The following is a 17689-nucleotide window of genomic DNA, read 5'->3' as shown; positions in this document are numbered from 1 at the left end:
TCATTACTTTCTCTCGCCCCTTTTGCTATAATATTATTTTATGTATTTACAAAACATACAGAGCGAGGAACAATTGAAAATGAACGAAACCTTCTCGATCAAAGAAAAATGGCGACAATTTCTTGTCGTGCTGCTGCCGATCTTAATTTCGCAGCTAGCTCTTTTTTCTATGACGTTTTTCGATACAATTATGTCCGGGCACGCCAGTCCAATCGATTTGGCGGGTGTGGCGATCGGGGCTAGCTTATGGGCTCCTGTGCAGTCCGGATTGACAGGGATTCTGCTCGCTGTCACTCCGATGGTGGCTCAAATGGTCGGGGCAAATCGCAGGGACCGTGTTCCTTTTACTGTGGTTCAAGCGTTTTACGTGGCGATCGCGATTGGTATCGCGGTTATTATCGTAGGTGCCTTGGTGCTCAATCCGATACTGGATCTGATGGATCTGGAGCCGAGTGTACGCGGGATCGCAATCGATTTTCTGCATGCCATTGCGATCGGGATCATCCCGTTGTTTCTCTATACAGTCATTCGCTGCTTCATTGACGCACTTGGGGAAACGCGGGTCACGATGTTTATCACGCTGTTCTCCTTGCCGATCAACATCTTTCTGAACTATGTTCTCATCTTCGGGAATTTGGGTTTTCCTCGGCTGGGCGGAGTCGGGGCAGGCTATGCTTCGGCTATCACGTACTGGTGCATTTTGCTGATTAGCCTGTTTGTTGTAAAACGTGTCCATCCATTTGTGGAATACGGACTGCTTGGGAAATTTTACGCGGTTTCCCTGCAAGCCTGGAAAGAGCTGTTGAAGCTGGGCCTGCCGATTGGCTTCTCGATCTTCTTTGAAGTGAGCATTTTCGCTGCAGTGACCCTGTTCATGAGTGAGTACAGCACTATTACGATTGCAGCTCACCAGGCAGCATTGAACTTTGCATCCTTCATTTACATGGTACCCATGAGCATTTCGATGGCGATGACGATTCTGGTCGGCTTCGAAGTGGGGGCACGCCGCTATCGCGATGCGCGGCAGTACAGCTATTTGGGAATTAGTGTCGCCGTTGTGCTGGCACTGCTGTTTGGAGTAGGGCTGTTAGCGTTTAATGAACAAGTAGCAGGCTTTTACACTACGGACGAGGAAGTGCTCCGCTTGACCCAGCATTTCCTGATGTACTCGATTTTGTTTTTGATTTCGGATGCGATCGCGGCTCCGATTCAAGGAATTCTGCGTGGCTACAAGGACGTGACGATCACCTTTATCGTAGCGCTCGTATCGTATTGGGTGATTGGATTGCCGCTGGGCTTTGCTCTTGCACAGTACACATCGCTCCAAGCTTTTGGATACTGGATCGGGCTGATTACGGGTCTGGCGGCAGGTGCCGTTTTCCTGTTTGGCCGTTTGCTGGGCTTGCAAAGACGACTGATCAGACAGCATGATTCGCAGCAGGCTCATACAGGCTAAAAGATAGCGGAAGGTCCTTGCTCCAAGGATTTTCCGCTTTTTGCATGGAGAAGAAAGCTCGCGTTTACAATAGGTGTGAACATCAAAAAAATTTTACTCCTATTTTCTAGGGGGAGCGTATATACTTTCTATATTCGTCTATGGTAGGAAAGCTGACATGACGTGAACGGAACGGGGGAGAAATGGATGACATACGATTTTTTAATGAAGCTGGGGATTGCGCTTTTACTAGGACTGATTATCGGGATGGACAGGCAGCTGAAGCACAAACCGCTTGGTGTAAAAACGAGCATGGTTATCTCCGTAGCCAGTTGTCTGATCACGATTGTTTCCATTGAATCGGTGCATCGATTTTCCTTGCCTGGTCACACCAACATGGATCCGCTGCGCTTGGCTGCGCAAATTGTCAGTGGGGTCGGTTTTCTCGGTGCCGGCGTGATCTTGCGTAGAAGCAATGACGTCATTTCTGGCTTGACCACGGCTTCCATGGTTTGGGCTGCATCTGGACTCGGCATTGCGGTGGGAGCCGGATTTTATTTCGAAGCGACGACTGCCGCGATCCTGATCATTTTGGCCATTAATTTGTTTCCGCTGCTGCTTAGATGGGTGGGGCCACGCTCCCTGCGCCAACGAGATTTGTCGATCAAGATCGTCGTTGATGGCATTGGGAACCTAGATGATGTATTCAAGCAGATCAAGCATCTGAATTTACAGGTCAAACGGGTCAAAGTGAAGGATGTGGACAATGGCCAGCAAAAGCTGGAGATGATGATTATCTCATCCGAGGACACCTACACGACCGATATTTATAGTTCGTTGAAAACGGTAGATCATGTGATTTCTGTAGAAGTAGAAAGTCGGTAGGCAATTAGGGGACCAGAGAAAAGAACAGCCAAGAAGCCATGTCAGAGCGGACGAGCACAGAGCCGCGATGAGTGGCTTCTTTTTTGGGAGTTTTTCAGAAATAGCTTTCGTTCTTCAGGAAGCGTCAGGTAATTTCGCATTCGTCTGTCACTATTGCATAGCCAAAAGCTGGGCATCATAAAGCTGGGTAATGGATGATAAAAGGAGGATGAGAGATGGAATACAGAATCGAGAAGGACACCATCGGCGAAATACAGGTTCCAGCAGATAAATTGTGGGGTGCGCAGACACAGCGCAGTTTTCAGAACTTCAAGATCGGTGGAGAAAAAATGCCGATCGAGCTCATCCGAATGTTTGCCATTTTGAAGAAGAGTGCGGCTGCAGTAAACCAGAAGCTGGGCAAGCTGGAACCGGAAAAGGCAGAAGCCATCATCAAGGCAGCAGATGAAGTCATCGGAGGAAGCTGGGACGAGCATTTTCCCCTCGTGGTTTGGCAAACCGGCAGCGGAACACAGTCGAATATGAACGTGAACGAAGTGATTGCGCATCGGGCCAACCAGCTGTTGGAGCAAAAGGGAAGCGCAGCACGCATCCACGCTAATGACGATGTCAACAAGTCCCAAAGCTCCAACGACACCTTCCCTACCGCGATGCATATGGCGGGCGTAGCCGCAATCGAGGATCTCGTTTTGCCAGCGATAGCGGTGCTTAAGGAAACGCTCCAAAAAAAGAGCGAAGCGTACATGGACATCATCAAAATTGGTCGGACTCACCTGCAGGATGCGACTCCACTGACTCTGGGGCAAGAGATCAGCGGATGGGTGCGGATGCTGGCGAAAAGCGAAAAAATGATCAAAGAGAGCAACGAATACATGCGAGAGCTGGCGATTGGAGGAACTGCAGTCGGAACGGGGATCAACGCGCACCCGCGCTTTGGGGAGATGGTCGCCGAGGAAATCAGCCGCGTGACAAACAAGCGGTTTGTCACCGCCGAAAACAAGTTTCACGCTTTGACCAGCCACGATGAGATCGTGCATGCGCATGGGGCGTTGAAGGCGCTGGCTGCCGACCTGATGAAGATCGCAAACGACGTCAGATGGCTGGCGAGTGGACCCAGGTGCGGTATCGGAGAGATCACGATTCCTGCCAACGAACCGGGAAGCTCGATCATGCCTGGGAAAGTGAACCCGACCCAAAGTGAGGCAATGACGATGGTCGTCTGCCAGGTTATGGGCAATGATGCAGCGATTGGCTTTGCAGCAAGCCAAGGCAATTTTGAGCTAAACGTCTTCAAGCCGGTCATCATCTACAACTTCCTGCAATCTGCCAAGCTTTTAGCAGATGCTCTGCATTCCTTTAACGACCATTGCGCTGTCGGGATCGAGCCGAATCAGCCCGTCATCGAGAAAAACCTGAGCAACTCCCTGATGCTCGTCACAGCTCTTAATCCGCATATCGGCTACGAAAATGCCGCGGCTGTCGCAAAGCTCGCCCATAAAGAAGGCCTCACCCTAAAAGAGGCGGCCATCCAGAGCAAGCTGCTGACGGAAGAACAGTTCGATCAAGTCGTGCGTCCCGAGCAAATGATTCATCCAAAAGAGTAGACGCGGAAAAACAGACTAATGCATAGAAAAAGAAAGCCGTCAGCGAAAATGCTGGCGGCTTTTGCATACTCCACGCAGAACGGTATCAGACTCTCAAAGCATGCCCGCAACGCGCACAGTATCTCGCGCTTCGAGGAGAGGCACTACCGCAGCTTCCACAGTAAAGCTCACCTGCTGCGGTATCCTCCGGGACATGATGCCGCAATTGCTCCTGCACATATGGATTCATGGTCGTAAAGCTATGTAGCTCTTCCTTGCGACCAGCGCGAATGAGGATAAATAACAAAACGACATCCATACAGCCAATGGCGGCCATCACCCCGACAGTGACTATGCTGCTCCCAAATTGAAAGTCCCAAAGTGCATGGAGGGTGATGACAATTAAAACGAGCAAGGCCGCCCCAAAGACCTTCCAGGCTGGCTTGTCACTTCTTTGCGCCCTCGGACGCAAGGCAGATACGATCAGCCATACCCCAGCTGCTGCTATAGCGGTCCATGCCCCGTGACCAAAGGGGGATAGCAGCGCCCGAATCCAAAGCATGGAGAGCATCCCCAGTGAAGAGGCTTGCTCCAAGTGTGACCAGCCGTACAGCATGCTTTCGATCGCTGCAAACCCCATGCCTGCTGCTGCTCCAAATACAAGCGCGTCCATTAAAAATGGCATGCGCTTCGGTCGAGCAAACAGAAAGCAAATGACGAGCTTGGCCCCTTCCTCAATAAGAGAGATAGCCAAAGGAGCACCAAGCTGCGAATAATCTATCGTGCTTACAGCGTTATTCATGAACCATACGCGCTCCAATAAAAAAGCTACTGGAACAGCGAATATGCCAGAGGCTGCAAATAATAGGCTTACTTGCGTCTGTTTAATTCCCAAAAGCTGATGATCCCTCATATACGCAACAAAGGTAACAGGACCAACAAGTCCTCCTGCCAACAGTGTTACGACGTGCAGAACATGATTATTTAAAAATAATGCCAATAGGGACAGCAAAAGAAAGCCCCCGCCCAGCCAGAGAAGACTATCCATCCAGCGCTCTCTAGCTTTCGGCACGAAAGAGGCAGCAGTATCTACAGCCAGTTGCTGCTCTGTGCGAAGCTCGTTGGCTAGCTTTGGAAGAGCGTGGGGGTGACGGATACGAATGATTTCGAAAAACTGCTTCTGAATGGGGGCATAGCACCCAAGAATAGAGAGAAATTCTTCTTTGCCCAGCACCATTAGCTCACTATCTTCTAAAGCCGTTAGGGTGTACTCCGAGGGAACCTCTGCCAGCAGCAGCTCTTCTCCAAAAAAATCCCCTTCGAGAAGAAGGCTTTTCTTTCGGCCCTTTCTGCGCGCTTCGAATCGTCCACTACTCACCATAAAGAATTGATCCGCGCGCGTTCCCATTTCGAGAATAGTCTCACCCTTTGCAACCTTGCGCGTCGTGATTACCTCGGCAAGACCACGCAGCTCCGCATCAGGGATTACCGACCATATTGTAGCTTTACGAAGCTTTCTATGAAGCATCCGGATACGAACGGTGTACAGCAAGCTTTCATGGAACAGGGGGCTTACTTTTGCAAGAAGCGCAAAAGATTGCCGCTCCAAGCGCAGGGCAATCACATCATGGATGGCGGTTACGGAGGCGGATCTGCGTTCATTCTGAAGCAATCCCATCTCCCCAACTAAGCTACCCGGTCCAAGCTCTGCCAGCAGAAGTGTATTGCCTACCAGATTTCGTGAGGATACCTGCACACTGCCTGTATGGATAAAGTAGCAATCTGTGCTCGCATCTCCTTCTACAAGAAGCGGCTCTCCATCACTGATGCTGACGGGTTCAATGAGCCGAGCCACAATTTGCAATTCGGAATCGGGTACTCCTCGCAGCAAGGGGTGTGCGCGAAGGAAATCAAATACATCCGTCACTGGCATTTACGTTTCGTCCTTTATCTCATATTGCCAATAATAGTGCCTCTCGAATCTTGCATTTTCTTAATCAAATCAGTCATGGTATCAAAAGCTTCATTGCGCTTATTGGTCAGCTCTTGCAGCTTAATCATATCCATCTGTTGCTCATTGGATTGTTCATCAATGGAAGCCTTGACACTCTCGATCAGCCTTTGCAGCTCACTTACGGTCAAATCACCACGTACTTCTATCTCATTTCCTTTTAACGAGTCCAGAACTTCGTCGCTTATTTCAATAGGCTGATCGGGAGAAGCACCGTTCTTTTCCGCATTATTCAAAGCGTTATGAAGCTTCGTTAGCAGCTTATTTAATTCAGCGATCTTCGCATTTCTGTCTTGGACTGCTTTCAATTGTTCTCTCAATTGATCTTCTAGTGCATGGGCGCGCGAATTTTGCACAGCCTGCAATGCCGCTTCTAAATCTGATCCACTTAAGTCTCCGCTAGCTTGAGCGACACTATTTTTGGCTGCTCCCTGTCCGAAGGCAGCACTAACCGAATGATAGACAGAATTGTTATACATAAGAGCGGATCCGGCAAGCACTCCCATCAAAAAGATGCCGCCGACAGATATTGCTTTTTTCTTCTTACTCATTTTACTTCATCCTCTCACGTCTTTGTCTTTCATTATAGATGCTGTAATGATGAATTTCTGTGGTGTGGGTCGCAAATTGAAAAAATGTATTTTGGGATGATCTCTCAAAAAGAAATCATTTGATTTTGCAGGAAGCTCCAGGAAAAAGGAGGAATAAGCGAAGGCATTAGGGACACAGCCAAGGCGTAATGGAAAAGGCGGAACCTGTCTTTAGCGTCCACCTCTGAATCAGCATCCCAGAAGTACCACTTTGGACGCGGGGTTCCGCTTTTGCAATGGAGCCGTCCAGGGATGACCCCATAAGAAGTGGCCCTACTAACGGAGCGGTTTCTCCTTTTTCCGCCGTTTCTCCACCGCAGCCCCAAAATCACATGCTTTCTCCCCCCTCTTTAGGATTTCTTTACCTTTCTCTGCTATAGTGAACTTACATTTATCGGAAAAACAGGAGGGTAGGCTATGAGAATCTTGATCGTGGATGATGACAAAGAAATCGTGGACCTGCTTGCTATATATCTAGGCAACGAGGGCTATGAGATCGAAAAGGCGTTTGACGGGATGGAGGCACTGGACAAGCTCGCCCAAAAGGAGTTTCACCTGGTCATTCTGGACGTCATGATGCCGCAGCTCGATGGCTTGGAAGTCACCAAACGCGTGCGGAAAAACTCGCAGATCCCCATCCTGATGGCCAGTGCGAAGACGAACGACATGGACAAAATCATGGGCCTCATGACGGGCGCGGACGATTACGTAGCCAAGCCGTTCAATCCGCTGGAGGTAATCGCCAGGGTCAAATCGCTGCTGCGCCGCGCCAACTACAGCCATGCCAATCAAAAGCAAGACAACGTGATCGAGGCAGGCCCGTTGATCATCGACAAGCAGAGCCATGTGGCGCAGACCAAGGATGGCGTACCCATCAAGCTGACAGCGCTGGAATTCTCCATCCTCTTTTTGCTGGCGAGTCACCCCAACCGTGTATTCAGCTCTGAAGAAATCTTCGACCGCTGCTGGAAAATGGATAACTACGTGTCCTACAAGACCGTGATGGTCCATATCAGCAACCTGCGAGAAAAACTGGAGAAGGCGACAAACGGAGAAAAGGTGATCCAGACCGTATGGGGGGTAGGCTATAAAATTGAAGCTTAACGTCCGAGACTTCCTGCGGATTTTGCTCGAAATCATGCTTGGCTTGCTCATCCTGTTTGCGGTATTTCAGGCGCTGTCCTTTTTCGCCAACAACTATCTGTATCGGATACCGGAGATCAAAAACTTTGTGTGGAAGTTCCGCAATACCTATGGCTTTGACACGTTTAAAATCCCGATTCTCCTGTTGTCGACAGGACTGTTTGCGGCATGGACGCTGGTTCGCATCCGGAAATACAAGGAACAAAAGCAAATGAACCAGATCATCGAGGAGCTTCACTACATTGCAAAGGGCAATTACGATCATCAGATCTCGATCAGGCCAGCGGGGAGCCTGGGGAATGTCGTGGACAGTATTCACGCCCTCGTCAAAAGCACGACCGATGCGATGGAGGAGGAACGCAGGCTCGAGCAGTCAAAGGACGAGCTCGTCACGAACGTCTCTCATGATCTGCGTACGCCTCTGACCTCGATCATGGGCTATCTAGGTTTGATTGAGCAAGGAAAGTACCAGGATGAAAATCAGATCAGACAGTACACCCATATCGCCTATGAAAAAGCCAAGCAGATGAACGTACTGGTGAACGATTTATTTGAGTATACGAAAGTGCGCAACCGCGGCGCCTATTTGAACCGGACGCAGTTTGACCTGGTAGAGCTAGTCGAACAGGTTGCCGTAGGCTTTCGAATCGCAGCGCATGAAGCGGGCCTGCAGCTGCAAGTGGAAACGCCGGATGAAAAGGTAGAAATGTGGGGAGATACGGACAAGCTGGTGCGTGTGCTGGAGAACCTGATTTCCAACGCCATCAAATACGGTCGAGACGGTACGATGATCGTCGTTCGCCTGTTTCGTGTACCGGATGGCATATCCTTTTCGGTTGGAAACAACGGCACGCCGATTCCTGCTGAAGCCCTGCCCAATCTATTTGAGCGATTCTATCGGGTCGAAGCCTCGCGTTCCAAAGAAACTGGCGGCTCTGGTCTGGGACTGGCGATTGCCAAGAGCATTATCGATCTGCATCACGGTCAGATTTCAGTGACGAGTACGGCAGAATGGACGACGTTTACGGTGTGTCTTCCGCTCTCCAGTATGCAAGCTTCATAATCTCTTTACCCTTTCTTTAGAAACGATTTTGAGTTTTTTAAATCGAAAAGCCTATCCTTGCGGTGTAGAAGAAACGTTGCTCGTACACTGGAAAGGGAGGCTTTTTTGCATGAAACGGAAAAAGGGCAGACGGTTGCTGCTGCTCATGCTGATAGCAGGTATTGCAGGCATGTGGACGTGGATACAAGCTGGAGAAGAAAAGGAGAGCTTTCTAAGCGGCTTGGATCGAGCTTTCTTCAAACTCGATGCGAGGGCTGCCGTCTTGGTAGATGCCGAGACCGGAGATGTCCTGTACGAGCAGGATGGGGAAACGCCTTATCCGGTAGCGAGCATGTCGAAAATGATGACAGAATACATCCTGCTGGAGGCCATCCGGGATAAACGGGTCACATGGGAAGACAGCGTGGAGGTATCGGAAAATGCGGCAACAGCAGAAGGAGCCAGAGTGAGTCTACGGGCAGGAGAAGTATACCCGCTGCGAGATTTATACGAGGCGATGGCTGTAGGCTCTGCCAATAATGCGGCGGTCGCCATCGGTGAGTACCTGGCAGGCAGCACAACGAACTTTGCCGCGCTCATGAACCAGAAAGCGCAGGAGCTCGGATTGAAATCGTCCCAGTTCGTGAATGCGACAGGACTGGTTTACAGCTACGGACAAAACCAGATGTCAGCAAAAGACGTCGGGCTCCTGGCGTATCGACTGGTCAATGATTTCCCCGAAATCGTGGAATTGACCTCGGATCCGCAGGTGCAGCTAATCTCTACCGGAGAAAAGGTAACGAACACCAACCTGATGCTGCTCTCCCAGAACGAGTCCTTGCGGGTGCCAGGGATGGATGGACTGAAAACAGGCTTTACAGACGAAGCGGGTTACTGCTTTACAGGTACGGCTAAACGGGAAGGCCGCAGATTGATCTCGGTTGTGATGGGAACGGACACGGAGGTAGGACGGTTTACGGAAACAAAGAAGCTGCTGGAAAAGGGGTTTTCCTACAGATGAAAAAAGGGATCAATCTCTTGCTGCGAGCTGCCTTTTCTGTCGCCTTTGCCCTGTATTTATTACTGGTGATAAAAGTACTCCTTTTTAAATTTAGCTGGATGAATGCGGGAAAGGTATTCCCCTCGATTGTTCATAGCGTCTCGCAGCCGCAGCTCATCTGGGAGAGGCTGGAGAACAGAGGGAACCTCATCCCTTTTCATGAAATCATGAAGTATATGGATAATTTGCTGGCAGGGGGCGATATGCACAGCAACGTAAATTTCATCGGCAACGTTATCGCATTTCTTCCTTTTGGGTTCCTGCTTCCTTTTCTGCAAAAGGAGAAGAATCGCTCTCTCGTGACCGTAACGATCCTATCCTTTCTCTTCAGCCTATGCATGGAGGGGACACAATTGCTCGCCAGCATCGGGACCTTTGATGTCGATGATCTTTTGCTGAATACAGCAGGAGGCATGATCGGCTACGGGATCTTCCAAGGATTTCGGTCTGTTTTTCAACACCATTACCCGAAAAGAGTCACACAAGAGGAGTCATTATAAAGATTCGCTGACTCCGTTTTTCATCAAATCCAACTCTTCCCCTTGTTTTGTCTCAAAGGCTGCAAGTACACTAAAAGAATCCTTTGGATAAACACTTCGGAAGAGAAGGTGAATTCTCTTTGTTGGATAAAGCGCTAGAAGTCTTGCAAAAATACTTTGGCTATCCCTCGTTTCGGGAAGGGCAAAAGAAAATGATTGAGAGTTTGTTGAGTGGCCACGACACCTTGGGAATCATGCCGACCGGCGGCGGGAAATCGATCTGCTACCAGGTTCCGGCGATGCTGTTTGACGGGGTGACGATCGTCGTTTCCCCGTTGATTTCTTTGATGAAGGATCAGGTGGATGTACTGGTCAGCATGGGCATCCCTGCTACGCAGATCAATAGCTCACTAGAAGCGAGTGAAGTGCGGGAAAGGCTGCGACTGGCAGCACGCGGGGGGTACAAGCTGCTCTATATCGCCCCGGAGCGTCTGGAGTCCGAATCGTTCCAGGCGCTGATCCGCGATGTGCCGATCTCCTTTGTAGCGGTAGACGAGGCTCACTGTGTATCCCAGTGGGGTCATGATTTCCGCCCGAGCTATCTGGAGATCGCCCGGTTCCTGCGCACGCTTCCCGAGCGCCCTGTCGTCGCTGCCCTGACGGCTACGGCCACACCTGAAGTCACGGAGGACATTCGCCGCCAGCTTACTTTGGTGGACGAGCGCACCTTTATCACGGGCTTTGGCAGAGACAATCTGATCATGTCCGTGCGCAAGGGGGAGAACCGCCGCACCTTCATTACCGAATACCTGCGGGCAAACAGTCAGCAAGCGGGCATCATCTATGCGGCAACTAGAAAAGACGTAGACGCGCTCCATGCCGATTTGAGCAAGCGCGGCTTCGCGGTTACGAAATACCATGCGGGACTGTCAGAGGAAGAGCGGGCACAAAACCAGGAGGCGTTCCTCTTTGACGATGTGCGGACGATGGTCGCCACGAATGCGTTTGGGATGGGGATCGACAAATCCAACGTGCGGTATGTGATTCACTACAACATGCCGAAAAATCTCGAGGCGTACTACCAGGAGGCTGGCCGCGCTGGACGCGACGGGGAGAAGAGTGAGTGTATCCTATTGTTCCAGCCGCAGGACATTCAGACCCAGACCTTTTTCATCGAACAGAATCAGCTGACAGACGAGCGCAAAGAGCATGAATATAAAAAGCTGTACGCCATGATCGACTATTGCCGGACACCGCGATGCCTGCAGCAGTACATCGTTCAATACTTTGGCGAAAATGAAGCGCCAGCCTGCGGTCAATGCGCGAACTGCACGGATGATACAGAGCTTGCCGACATCACGCTGGAGGCGCAGAAGATCTTTTCCTGCGTGAAAAGAATGCGGGAACGCTTCGGTGCTGCCTTGGTAGCGCAAGTGCTCAAGGCTTCGAAAAACAAGAAGGTCACACAGCTAGGCTTTGACCAGCTGCCGACCTATGGCCTGATGAAAGAATACAAGGAAAAAGAGATTATGGATTTGATTCAAATCCTGATCGCGGAAGGATATTTGCAGGTCACAGAAAGCCAGTACCCGATCGTCAAGCTGGGCGAGAAAGCGCTGCCCGTGCTAAAAGGCGAAGAACGAGTCTGGCAAAAGATCGCGATTCGACCTGTGCAGCAGGAAGAGGATGACGACTTGTTCGAGCGTCTGCGCCAAATACGCAAAGAAATTTCCCAGCGTGAGGGCGTGCCGCCATACGTCATTTTCCACGACAGCACGCTCAAGGAAATGAGCAGTCTTTGCCCAACGGACAAGGCTGCCATGCTGAAAGTAAAAGGAGTAGGGGAGTCGAAATTCGATAAGTATGGGCATCTCTTTCTCGATTGCTTGCAAACGTACGCAGCTGAAAAACCGTGACCTTCAAAAGTCATGGTTTTTTTGTTGTTTTTCATGGGATTAGGAAATAAATGGTTCGTGTCTGGGTAAATAGACTGCTATAGTTAAAATAAACCAAATAAATATAAAAAAGAAACTGAGGGGACGACATGTACAAAAGGGGAACCAAAGTAGGGAAGACGTTGCTGGGTTTGGCGATGTCGACTGTGCTGATGGGCAGCGCGTTCGTAGGCGCGTCAGTACCAGCACAGGCTGAAACAACGCCAGCGCCAGCACCAGCAGCAGCGGAAACCAAAATCACGCTGCTCGGCACATCTGACATCCATGGCCGATTCATGCCGTGGGATTATGCGCTGGATGGTCCAAATCCAAACGGCAGTCTGACACAGCTCTTTACGATGATCAAAGAGATTCGCAAAGAGAATCCACACACGGTACTGCTGGACGCGGGTGACTCCATCCAGGACAACTCCGCTGAGCTGTTCAACGACCAGCCAGAGTCTCCGATGATGGTAGCAATGAACGAAATGGGCTACGACGCATGGGCGTTCGGAAACCACGAGTTCAACTTCGGACTCGACATTTTGGACAAGATCAGCAGCCAATACAAGGGTCCTGTGCTGGCAGGAAACATCTACAAGGAAAACGGCGAGCGCTTCCTGCCAGCGTACACCATCGTCGAGCGTGACGGAATCAAAATCGGTGTGATCGGCATGGATACGCCGATGATTTCCGACTTTGAAAAGGGAACCGATCACCTGGACGGACTCGTCGTGAAAAATCCGGTCGAGGAAACCAAGAAGGCAGTCAAAGAGCTGGAAGGCAAAGTCGACGTCATGATCGGTCTCATGCACATGGGGATCGAAAATGAAAACGGCATTCCGGGAACCGGTGTAGCAGATATCGCCAACGCAGTACCGGAGCTGACCGCCATCTTCGCGGGTCACATGCACAAGCTGGTGAAAAAAGAAGAGATCAACGGCGTGCTCATCACCGAACCAGACAAATACGGCACCCATCTCTCCCGCATCGACTTGACCTTTGAAAAGAAAGACGGCAAGGTCGTGCTGAAAAGCAAGGAAGCGACTGCAGTACCTGTAAAAGGGGCAGACGGAACTCCTGCCGTTTCTGATCCGGGACTCGAAGCCAAACTGCAGCCGTTCCACGAATTTGCACGTGCCGATGCAAACATCGTCGTAGCAGAGCTCAAAGGCATGAACATGATAGAGAAAAACGAGATCGAAGGCATCCCAACCGTTCAGATCCAAGAGACGCCGCTGTCCGATTTCTTCCACGAAGTCATGCTCTACTACAGCAAGGCGGACGTGGTTGCGCACCAGATCGACAACGACAAAGCCAAGCTCGACATCGGTCCGATCAAGAAAAAGGACATCGCCTACAACTACCAGTACGCTGGCGGTGAGATCACGGTATACAAAATAACAGGTAAAGACCTGAAGGACTATATGGAGTGGGCAGTCGGCTACTTCAATACGACTCGTCCAGGCGATGTGACCGTAAGCTTTGACAGCAAACGTCGCGCCTCCAAATACAGCACAAACGACTTCTTCGGCAACGTAAAATACGAAATCGATCTGTCCAAGCCGTACGGCAGCCGAATCACCAACCTGCGCAAAATGGACGAGACACCGATCAAGCCAGAGGATGTTCTGAAGCTGGGTATGAATGCGTACCGCATGGAAGCTCTGCAGGCAAAAGGCGGAGCGCTGGAAGGCCGCAAGTTTGAGCAGCTCTGGACTTCCAAGGCAGAAAGTGCCTTTGGAGAAACACAAGGTACCATCCGCAACCGTGCCATCGCCTACCTGAAAGAAGTGAAAAAAGGCGTGTACGAGCCGACCGTCCAAAACAATTGGAAGATCATCGGAGTCGATACGACCGCACCTGAGCGTGCCGATGTTGTAGCGCTGATCAACGCAGGCATCCTGAGCGTACCGAAAACCGAAGATGGCAAGTACACCAACATCGCATCGATCAACATCAAAGATGCGGTGACCAAGGAAGAAATCGCCGAGCTTTCAGCGAAGGCAAAGGTAGATGCAAGCAAATTTGCCAACGTAAAAACGAAAGGCGAGTTCTATCACCTGCTGAACGAGGCCGTGAAAGCAGCTGCACCGGCACCTGCTGCAGCACCTCAAAAATAAACGGAAAACAGGAAAACCGCGCCCTCACTGGAAGGACGCGGTTTTTTTCTGTGGAAGACATCGGTCTAACCGAGAATTTTCTTTCGCTGGTTTGCGAGATAGAGGAGAAACGCCAGCAGCAGCAAGCCCTGCCCAACAATGGCACCTGAGATGGAAACACCCAGATAGACGATCAGGTAGTAAATGCCGGAGCCCATCGCCATCAGCATATTTTCCACCAGATTTTGAATCGCGATCGTCTTGCCGGAGCCGACCAGAGACTTTCCTTCCTCCTGCAGGATAGTGTTCATCGGGATGATGAAGGCACCCCCCATGAAGCCGACGAGCAGCAGGAAGCAGATGGCGACAGCGGTGATATGAATCCAAGGGAACAGGACGATGATCAGGAGCATCCCGAAGCCGTAGTTCAGTGATCGCGTGAATTTCTTCAACGGGATCAGCTTAGGAGCCAAAAACGCTCCGACGATAATCCCAATCGACGTGGTTGCGAGAATCAGCGATACGGAAAAGCTTTGCGGGTCGATCCCCAGTGCGACAGGAATCCAGGCAATCAGCGCGACTCGCAGCACGGCGGAGCTCATCCAGAACGAGCCGGTTCCTGCTAGGGAAAACCGCGTATCAGGGCGCTTCATCAGCACGGCAAAATCTGCAAAGAAGCGTCGCGCTTCGGTACCGTAGCGAATCGATGCGTTACCCGCCATATGCGGGATAAAGAAGGTCATAGCGAGCGAAAGCAGATAGAGCAACAGGCAAATGGCCGAAGAAATGAGGGGAGCGGTCATGGAAGCGATAGCTCCACCTCCTCCGATCCCAAGCAAAATGGCGATGATCGTGTAGCCTTCGATGCGGGCATTGGCCCGGAACAGCTCTTGCTCGTTGCTCGTCAGCTCCGGCAAAATCCCGTATTTGGCAGGAGAGTACACGACAGCGCCGACCCCTACGGTGAAATAGCTCAGCATCAGCAGCAGAATGCTCGAGTGATCGATGACAAAGAGCAGAATGACACCGAGCGCTTTGATCAGGTTGCCGATGACGAGCACGAACGCTTTGGGATGCTTGTCGGCGAAAGGACCAACGAGTGGAGCGAGAAGGATGTAGGGAAGAAAAAAGGAAATGGATACGAGTGCGAGCATGGCGGGAGAAAAGCCGTTCTCCCGCAGCAGGTTGGCGATCACAAACAAAATCATGTTGTCAGCAAAGGCAGATAGGAATTGAGTAAAATACAAGGCTTGCAAAGGTTGTAATCGCAGCTTCATCCTTTTTCCCTCTCGCTTTCCGCCAGCTGTTTCAGACTGACGTAATCTGTTTTTCCACTGCCCAAGAGCGGGAGTGCAGAAATCCCTTTGACGGCGCCGGGTATGAGCAGCGGCGAGTATTGCTTTTCGGTCAGATAGGTGCGCAATTGGTTTAGCTGTACCGTTTCATCCGTGGTGTACAGCAGGATGCGCTCCCCTTTGCGCTGGTCATTGATCGTGATAGCAGCAAACCCGGAGTGACCGAAGCATTCCATCGCCAGCTCTTCAACGAGATTGAGCGACACCATTTCGCCTCCGATTTTGGCAAAGCGCTTCAGGCGAGATTTGATGGTCAAATAGCCATCCCGATCGGCTTCGACCAAATCTCCCGTTTGATACCATTCCTCAGCGGGCAGAAAGCCTTTTCCGTGGATCATGTAGCCTTTCATGACGTTCGGTCCTTTGACCAAAAGCTGTCCGCCTGCCTCGATCCCTTCGACCGGGTCCAGGCGATACGACATTCCCGGCATCAGACGCCCAACACTTCCCGGTTTGTTTGCAAGCGGTGTGTTCAGAGACAGGATGGGCGCCGTCTCAGTCGCGCCGTAGCCCTCAAAGATGCGTACCCCAAACTTTTCCATCCACAGCTTCCGCACGTCGTCCTTCAGCTTTTCAGCGCCTGCAAATACGTAGCGCAGCGAGTAGAAGTTGTACGGGTGAGCCATCCTTCCGTAGCCAGCCATGAAGGTCGAGGTCCCAAACAGGATCGTCGCATTCTGATCGTACACCAGCTCCGAAATCGCTTTGTAGTGCAGCGGACTGGGATACAAAAAGACCGGGATGCCTTTCACGACGGGCAAGAGCGTGCCAGCTGTCAGCCCAAAGCTGTGAAACATCGGCAGGGCATTGAAAAACTTGTCGCGTGACGTGATGTCGATGACGCTGGTTACCTGCTGGATGTTGGCGTACAGGTTGGTATGGGTCAGGACCACGCCTTTTGGCTTGCTTTCACTGCCTGAGGTAAAGAGAATCAGTTCGTTTTCGAGCGCCTGTGCTTTTTGCTTGGTCACAAAGCGAATCAGGGCAGACATTTTGTCAAAAGCAGTAGCCGAGGCTTTCAGGTCTTCCAGATAGACGATGGTCATCTTTTCTTCCAGCCCGGCAATCACGTGCTCCAGCTTTCCTTTTTCGATGAAGACACGCGATGTCAGGATGGTATCGATATGTGCAGTCTCGCAGCATTCCAGCAAGGAGCGGGCACCCAGAGAAAAGTTCAGGATCGCGGGTGTTTTGCCGATGCGAAACAGCGACAGCAAAGTAATCAGATGACCAACAGAGTTCGGTAGAAATACGCCTACGACTGGTTTCCCAAATAACTTCGTCTTCAGTTTGTCACCCAGCAGATAACTGCCGATCAAAAGGGTGCGGTAGTTGATCGCAGCTCCCAAGTCCTTGGCGATTTCCAGCTTGGAGCCATTGACGCGGGCTGCCTCCAGCACTTCATCAAACAGATTGACGTTTTGCTTCATGCGGCTTTGGAACAGCTCGTTTTGCAGGGTGCGTAAAATGAGATCACTCGCAGAAGCTTTTTGCTCCCGCATGGAGAGTGTTTCCTTGCGCTCGATGGTGAACGGTGTGCCGACAGTGATCGAGACATCCGGGAACCAGAGGAGGCGCAGCTTTCCTTTCAAGTAGGAGAAAATGGAGCGCTCCAGGCCGTTGATGGCGACAGGATAGACGGTAGCGCCAGTCCGCAGAGCGAGATAGCCGACGCCGCTGTAAATTTTCATCAAACCGCCCGTGGTGGTGATGCGGCCTTCCGGGAAAATGACCAGCGTTTCGCCGCTGCGAATGACGCGCAGCATGTGGCGAATCGAATACGGATTGAGCGGATCGACCGCGATGTGCTTGCGAAAACGCAAGAAGAAGGCAAACTTTTTAGCGATATCCGTATTGACGACGAAGGTCGCTCCTTTAGGCAGACAGAACGACAGGAGCACAGCATCCATGAGAGAGACATGATTGGGTATGATGATCGATGGCTGGGAAAGATCGATTTTGTGCATGCCCTGGACGCGAGGTCGGAACCAAAGCAGCAGAACAGCTTTCAGGAAGGCATGAATGAGAAACATGTAGACCACACCTTTACAATAAATAATTGCGTATCTG

Annotated in this window: 13 protein-coding genes; 9 read left to right on the top strand and 4 right to left on the bottom strand. The window is 51.0% G+C overall.

What is annotated here, in order from left to right; all coding sequences use genetic code 11:
• Positions 1-79: 79 nt before the first annotated feature.
• The 3 genes from EDM59_RS25865 to fumC all read left to right on the top strand — a co-directional run bounded on the left by EDM59_RS25865 (position 80) and on the right by fumC (position 3924).
• On the top strand, positions 80-1456 hold the full coding sequence (locus EDM59_RS25865) for an MATE family efflux transporter (protein ID WP_122926308.1): 1377 nt from the start codon (positions 80-82) through the stop codon (positions 1454-1456).
• A gap of 186 nt (positions 1457-1642) precedes the next feature.
• Positions 1643-2320 (top strand): MgtC/SapB family protein, encoded by a 678-nt coding sequence (locus EDM59_RS25860; protein ID WP_092271935.1) that lies wholly within the window; start codon positions 1643-1645, stop codon positions 2318-2320.
• A gap of 215 nt (positions 2321-2535) precedes the next feature.
• A complete protein-coding gene (gene fumC / locus EDM59_RS25855) occupies positions 2536-3924 on the top strand; it encodes a class II fumarate hydratase (RefSeq protein WP_122926307.1) in 1389 nt (462 codons plus the stop codon).
• 85 nt (positions 3925-4009) lie between these two features.
• On the opposite strand, the gene EDM59_RS25850 is transcribed toward fumC, so the two are convergent.
• Positions 4010-5836, bottom strand: coding sequence for a cyclic nucleotide-binding domain-containing protein (locus EDM59_RS25850; RefSeq protein ID WP_122926306.1), 1827 nt, complete (start codon positions 5834-5836; stop codon positions 4010-4012).
• A 14-nt stretch (positions 5837-5850) separates the two neighbouring features.
• Entirely contained in the window at positions 5851-6465 is a 615-nt protein-coding gene (locus tag EDM59_RS25845; protein ID WP_183193058.1) for a hypothetical protein, read from the bottom strand.
• A gap of 456 nt (positions 6466-6921) precedes the next feature.
• On the opposite strand from EDM59_RS25845, the gene EDM59_RS25840 reads away from it, so the two are divergent.
• The 6 genes from EDM59_RS25840 (at position 6922) to EDM59_RS25815 (ending at position 14285) form a co-directional block, all read left to right on the top strand.
• A complete protein-coding gene (locus tag EDM59_RS25840; protein ID WP_122926305.1) occupies positions 6922-7608 on the top strand; it encodes a response regulator transcription factor in 687 nt (228 codons plus the stop codon).
• On the top strand, positions 7598-8710 hold the full coding sequence (locus EDM59_RS25835; RefSeq protein ID WP_122926304.1) for a sensor histidine kinase: 1113 nt from the start codon (positions 7598-7600) through the stop codon (positions 8708-8710). Before EDM59_RS25840 ends, EDM59_RS25835 begins: the two co-directional genes overlap by 11 nt.
• A gap of 109 nt (positions 8711-8819) precedes the next feature.
• The gene (locus EDM59_RS25830) at positions 8820-9710 is read left to right on the top strand and encodes a D-alanyl-D-alanine carboxypeptidase family protein (protein WP_122926303.1); all 891 of its coding nucleotides are present in this window, start codon (positions 8820-8822) and stop codon (positions 9708-9710) included.
• Entirely contained in the window at positions 9707-10249 is a 543-nt protein-coding gene (locus EDM59_RS25825) for a VanZ family protein (RefSeq protein ID WP_122926302.1), read from the top strand. The genes EDM59_RS25830 and EDM59_RS25825 overlap by 4 nt, the downstream gene beginning before the upstream one ends.
• A 119-nt stretch (positions 10250-10368) precedes the next feature.
• Positions 10369-12144, top strand: a complete 1776-nt coding sequence (recQ, locus tag EDM59_RS25820) for a DNA helicase RecQ (RefSeq protein WP_122926301.1) — start codon at positions 10369-10371, stop codon at positions 12142-12144.
• Between the two features lie 176 nt (positions 12145-12320).
• On the top strand, positions 12321-14285 hold the full coding sequence (locus EDM59_RS25815) for a 5'-nucleotidase C-terminal domain-containing protein (protein WP_183193054.1): 1965 nt from the start codon (positions 12321-12323) through the stop codon (positions 14283-14285).
• Between the two features lie 65 nt (positions 14286-14350).
• Here the strand turns inward: EDM59_RS25815 and lplT are convergent, their stop codons facing one another.
• Positions 14351-15541: a lysophospholipid transporter LplT gene (gene lplT, locus EDM59_RS25810; protein WP_122926299.1), complete on the bottom strand. Its 1191-nt coding sequence runs from the start codon at positions 15539-15541 to the stop codon at positions 14351-14353.
• Positions 15538-17652, bottom strand: coding sequence for an AMP-binding protein (locus EDM59_RS25805; protein WP_122926298.1), 2115 nt, complete (start codon positions 17650-17652; stop codon positions 15538-15540). Before EDM59_RS25805 ends, lplT begins: the two co-directional genes overlap by 4 nt.
• Positions 17653-17689: the final 37 nt, after the last annotated feature.

It is taken from the genome of Brevibacillus nitrificans (assembly GCF_003710965.1).
Taxonomy (GTDB): domain Bacteria; phylum Bacillota; class Bacilli; order Brevibacillales; family Brevibacillaceae; genus Brevibacillus; species Brevibacillus centrosporus.
This window is presented reverse-complemented; position numbering and strand designations above follow the sequence as displayed.